We start from the raw sequence: 5,639 nt of genomic DNA on the forward strand, positions 1-5,639 counted from the left end.
TCCAATATGGTGCAGACAAAGTAATTACTGTTGAAAATGACAAGCTTGACCAATATACATCAGATGGCTATTCACAGGCGTTGATGGCTGTCATCGAACAGGAGAAGCCGGAAGGAATCGTCTTCGGACATACCGCTTTAGGAAAAGATTTGTCTCCAAAACTTGCGAGCAAGTTGAGCACAGGGCTGATCTCTGATGCCACTGATCTGGAAGAAGCTGGCGGAAATCTGATCTTTACACGCCCAATTTATTCAGGAAAAGCATTTGAAAAGAAAATCGTGACTGATGGTTTGATCTTTGCTACCATTCGTCCTAACAATATCGAACCTTTAGCGAAAGATGAATCACGTTCTGGCGAAGTATCTTCATTACCTGTTGATGTGAAAGACTTACGTACGATCATCAAGGAGGTAGTACGAAAAGCGAGCGAAGGTGTAGACTTATCTGAAGCTAAAGTCATCATCGCTGGCGGACGCGGGGTGAAGAGCGAAGATGGTTTTGAACCGCTTAAGGAACTGGCAGAAGTCTTAGGCGGAGCTGTAGGGGCTTCACGCGGAGCCTGCGATGCAGATTATTGCGACTACTCCTTGCAAATCGGCCAGACAGGAAAAGTTGTAACGCCTGATCTTTATATAGCTTGCGGAATTTCCGGAGCGATCCAGCATCTTGCAGGGATGTCAAACTCTAAAGTAATCGTTGCGATCAACAAAGATCCCGAAGCGAATATCTTCAATGTCGCTGACTACGGAATCGTCGGTGACCTCTTCGAAGTCGTCCCGATGCTGACCGAAGAATTTAAAAAGCTCAAAGTCTCTTCTTCATAATTTCGGGAGTTTTAAATGCAAAAGAACGGGTAAATGAATAGTATAAGTAAATAAGGCAGTAGCCACTTGTGGTTACTCCTTATTTTTTGCTCTGTTAAATGGGTGTTGTTATGTACCTGTTCCATCTGTGTTTGGGATGGAAGACAAAGACTCCCCGGAAAGCGAAGTCTTCAAACAGAATCGGGCAGCATTTTTTTAAAGTTCAATTTATTGAAGGTCTGTATAGAACGTTTTCGGAAGGGTATATTACCAACGAGCAGATTAATAGCATACCACTATTAACGGTGATATACTTACGGTATATTTAAAGAACTTAGGAGGCATATATTTATGGCAATAACAAATGCTACTGACCAAAACTTTGTAAATGAAACGAACTCCGGCCTGGTATTGGCAGATTTCTGGGCACCTTGGTGCGGACCTTGTAAAATGATCGCTCCGGTATTAGAAGAGCTCGACAGTGAAATGGGCGACAAAGTAAAAATCGTCAAAGTTGACGTAGATGAAAATCAGGAAACGGCCGGTAAATATGGAGTAATGAGCATTCCGACGCTGGTTGTCCTTAAAGACGGAGAAGTAGTGGATAAAGTAATCGGATTCCAGCCGAAAGAAGCACTTGCTGAACTATTGAATAAACATGCTTAATAAGCATTGATTGAAAAAGCCGGGGCATGTTGCCTCGGCTTTTCCTATGTCAGTTATCCCAATATATTTTTATTGGTTTACCACTTAGTCATAATCACTTTACAATAAGAGGAGAACAGAAAGTGAAAAAGGGGGGAGAAACGTGAATCCTGTCATTACAAATAAATTGGCGCTATTGCCCGATCAGCCTGGTTGCTACTTGATGAAAGACAGACAGGGAACAATCATTTATGTCGGAAAGGCAAAAGTGTTGAAAAATCGAGTCCGTTCGTATTTCACGGGCTCACACGATGCAAAAACACAGCGGCTTGCAGGAGAAATCGAAGACTTCGAATATATCATGACTTCATCCGACCTGGAAGCGCTGGTACTTGAAATGAATTTAATAAAGAAATATGACCCTAAATACAATGTCATGCTTAAGGATGATAAAAGCTATCCATTCATTAAATTGACAAATGAACGCCACCCGCGACTGATCACTACACGCAAAGTACAGAGGGGAAAAGGGAAGTACTTCGGACCATACCCAAATGTCGGAGCAGCCAATGAAACGAAAAAGCTGCTTGACCGGTTGTATCCGCTGCGCAAATGCACCACCCTCCCTGACAGGGTCTGCCTTTATTATCACATGGGTCAATGCCTTGCGCCCTGTGTGAAAGAAGTGAAGCGGGATACGTACAGGGAGATGACCGATGAAATTGCCAGATTTTTAAATGGCGGGTACAAGGAAATTAAGAAAAAATTAACTGAAAAAATGAATGCAGCGTCTGAAAACATGGAGTTTGAGCGGGCCAAAGAATTCCGTGATCAGATTCTCCATATCGAAGCAACAATGGAAAAACAAAAAATGACGATGACAGACTTTACAGATCGGGATGTATTCGGGTTTGCAGTCGATAAAGGCTGGATGTGCGTTCAGGTCTTCTTCGTCCGGCAGGGAAAGTTGATTGAACGGGATGTATCGTTATTTCCGCTTTATAATGAACCGGAAGATGAATTTCTTACCTATTTGGGCCAATTTTATTCGAAGGCGAACCATTTTAAACCGAGAGAGATTTTTCTGCCTGAAGAAATCAATGAAGAACTGGCTGCGAAGTTACTTGAAGTGAAAGTTACTCAGCCGAAGCGCGGGAGAAAGAAAGAGCTTGTTAAACTGGCAGAAAAAAATGCAAAGCAGGCACTTGATGAAAAGTTTGCCCTGATAGAGAGAGACGAGGATCGAACGATCAAGGCAATTGAAAGGTTGGGCGAACAAATGGGGATTTATACCCCTTTTCGAATCGAGGCATTTGATAACTCAAATATACAAGGATCTGCTCCTGTATCGGCCATGATCGTGTTCATCGACGGAAAGCCCGCGAAGAAAGAGTACAGAAAGTATAAAATAAAAACGGTTAAAGGCCCCGATGATTATGAATCAATGCGGGAAGTGGTGAGGCGAAGGTATTCAAGGGTGTTAAAGGATGGTCTTCCGCTTCCTGACCTCATCATCATTGATGGTGGTAAAGGGCAGATCGAAGCGGCCCGGGATGTGATCGAAAATGAGCTGGGACTCGATATCCCTCTTGGAGGATTGGCTAAGGATGATAAGCACCAGACATCGGAACTGTTGTATGGAAATCCTCTGCAGATTGTCCCGCTTGAAAAACGCAGTCAGGAGTTTTACCTGCTGCAGCGCATTCAGGATGAAGTTCACCGATTTGCGATTACATTCCACCGCCAGCTGCGGGGGAAGAGTGTATTTCAATCCATTCTTGATGAAATCGATGGAATCGGGCCTAAGCGGAAAAAACAGCTTCTTAAGCATTTTGGTTCGATGAAGAAAATGAAGGAAGCAACGGTAAAAGAGTTTCAGGAAATCGGTATTCCAGAGGCTGTTGCGAAAGTATTGCACGAGAAACTGCAACAATAGCCATGAGTTGATTGCCTGTAAGCTTTCTTTCTGTACTGTTAAAAACTTACTGATCTGGGTCACCGCGGAATGCGGATTTTGTACGCAAATCAACTTAGTCCTGTCAACAGGGAAAAAACAAAACAGTAACGAAAATATTCTGAAATATCCGTTGCTTCCGTTTTTTTGGTGTGCTATAATTATCGATAATTTAATACATTATCACTTTTAATAGTGGTGATAGAGGTGCGGGCTTCAAGAGTATAGGCATGGAGGAGTATGGGCTCTGTTGAGATGTCTGGAAAGGGGAGATCCGCCGAAGTGGTTTTAGTCTCAAACTAATTCCGCTGGTTCTGCGTTTAAGAAATGCAGGATTGTCAAGATGAATCAATCTTGGAGAGCTATCTCACAATGCCGATGAACGAATCAGTATTTTTTACTTTAAGTTCATAGAGCAATGAGATATTTTGTCTCATTGCTTTTTTTATTATTTGGCATCAGGCTGCCGACAGTATATGTACAATATACAGGCAGCAGGAACTTGTGCAGAAGTTGGATGATTCTCTTCAGAAAGTAAGGTTCTATTTCTACACTCAAAGAGAAAGAAGGAGAAGCTGTGAGCATTATCGTTCAAAAATTCGGAGGAACTTCAGTAGGTTCTGTTGAAAGAATTCAAAATGTTGCGTCAAGGATCCTGGAGGAGAAGAAACGGGGAAATGATGTTGTGGTTGTCGTATCCGCCATGGGGAAAACAACTGATACATTAGTCGGTTTAGCAAGGGAAATCACTTCTCAGCCAAGTAAACGGGAAATGGATATGCTTTTATCCACTGGAGAACAGGTCACCATTTCACTCTTGACTATGGCGTTGATTCAGGCCGGTCAGGAAGCCATCTCGTATACTGGCTGGCAGGCCGGTATCGAGACAGAATCTGTGTACAGCAATGCACGCATAACCAATATCCATACCGAAAAAATCGCGACACAGCTTCAAAGCGGAAAAGTTGTCATAGTAGCAGGCTTTCAGGGGATGACATTGTCAGGTGAAATCACCACCCTCGGCCGCGGGGGGTCAGACACAACAGCCGTAGCGATCGCAGCTGCGTTAAAAGCGGATCGCTGTGATATTTACACCGATGTCGACGGAGTCTATACGTCTGATCCGCGTTATATCGAAGGTGCAAGGAAACTGCCTTCCATATCCTATGATGAAATGCTCGAGCTCGCCAATCTCGGGGCAGGGGTCCTTCATCCCCGGGCTGTAGAATTCGCGAAAAATTATCAAATCCCGTTAGAAGTCAGATCCAGTATTAAAAAAGTGGAAGGAACGTATATTGAGGAGGAAGCAAGCATGGAACAGAATTTAGTGGTAAGAGGCGTGGCATTTGAAGACGAAATTGTCCGGGTAACCATCTTTGGGCTCGATAATGCCCTGACAGGGCTTTCTTCCGTGTTCACGACACTTGCAAAGAACCACTTGAATGTGGACATCATCATTCAGAGCCAGACAGACCGTAATACAACGAATCTATCGTTCTCAATCAAAGAACAGGATCTTAATGATGCAATTGCCGTATTAGAGAAGAACCAGGAAGGCCTGGGCTTCACCCATATTGAACATGAACGCGATTTGGCGAAAGTGTCCATTGTGGGATCCGGAATGATTTCCAACCCGGGGGTTGCGGCAGAGATGTTCGAAGTCCTGGCGCATAATGACATTATCATCAAGATGGTCAGTACGTCCGAAATTAAGGTATCTGCCGTGGTCGACCAGAAGAATATGCAAAAAGCTGCCGGTGTATTACATACGGCATTCAAATTGGACACCGTTCAAATGGAAGAGGTTACGCTTTAAACAATAATAAAGGGTTGGCTCTTTATTTCAGAGTCAACCCTTTTTCCCGTTCATCTATTTAGTTGATAGACGAGTTCGTCCGTTCATTCAACTTTATCTTTTTCGTCCCAGCGAGCGGTGATCTTTACGGATTGAGTTCGTTTATGTATCTCGTCTGCTGCTTCAGTGGTGCATTTCTTCAGCAGTTGAATTTGTTCCGCAAGAAAACCTGCTTCCAATTTAAATGTAACGTCCGACTTCAGCGATAAGCGTCTTTCGACAAATGCGCCTCGCAATTCAAAGGTAATTTCATTTTTCTTTTGTTCGTTAACCGTCAGCGTTCCCCATCCTGCTTCTTCAAAAAATGATGTGCATTCTTCGATTGATTGAAGGGGGAATTTTCTGGAGAGCTGTTTGCCTCCCCAATATAAAATGTCAGGAG

5 protein-coding genes and 1 riboswitch are annotated in these 5,639 nt (G+C 43.4%); of the genes, 4 read left to right on the plus strand and 1 reads right to left on the minus strand.

The genetic code is table 11. From position 1 onward, the window contains the following. From HP456_RS19105 to HP456_RS19120, 4 genes are all read left to right on the plus strand, one after another. Nucleotides 1–824, plus strand: an 824-nt coding sequence (locus HP456_RS19105; protein WP_172254048.1) for an electron transfer flavoprotein subunit alpha/FixB family protein, incomplete at its 5' end; no start/stop codon positions are given. Between the two features lie 324 nt (nucleotides 825–1,148). Next, nucleotides 1,149–1,469, plus strand: a complete 321-nt coding sequence (gene trxA / locus HP456_RS19110; RefSeq protein WP_312857795.1) for a thioredoxin — start codon at nucleotides 1,149–1,151, stop codon at nucleotides 1,467–1,469. Between the two features lie 142 nt (nucleotides 1,470–1,611). Beyond that, the gene (uvrC, locus tag HP456_RS19115; RefSeq protein WP_172254050.1) at nucleotides 1,612–3,384 is read left to right on the plus strand and encodes an excinuclease ABC subunit UvrC; all 1,773 of its coding nucleotides are present in this window, start codon (nucleotides 1,612–1,614) and stop codon (nucleotides 3,382–3,384) included. Between the two features lie 212 nt (nucleotides 3,385–3,596). Continuing rightward, nucleotides 3,597–3,775: riboswitch (Lysine riboswitch) on the plus strand. Nucleotides 3,776–3,979: 204 nt separating this feature from the next. Further along, nucleotides 3,980–5,218, plus strand: coding sequence for an aspartate kinase (locus HP456_RS19120; RefSeq protein ID WP_172254052.1), 1,239 nt, complete (start codon nucleotides 3,980–3,982; stop codon nucleotides 5,216–5,218). 83 nt (nucleotides 5,219–5,301) lie between these two features. Here HP456_RS19120 and HP456_RS19125 read toward each other — a convergent pair. Beyond that, a partial coding sequence (locus HP456_RS19125; RefSeq protein ID WP_172254054.1) for a DUF2507 domain-containing protein occupies nucleotides 5,302–5,639 on the minus strand: 338 nt, incomplete at its 5' end.

The sequence above is a fragment of the Bacillus haikouensis genome, assembly GCF_013179555.1.
In the GTDB taxonomy this organism is placed as follows: domain Bacteria; phylum Bacillota; class Bacilli; order Bacillales; family Bacillaceae_B; genus Rossellomorea; species Rossellomorea haikouensis_A.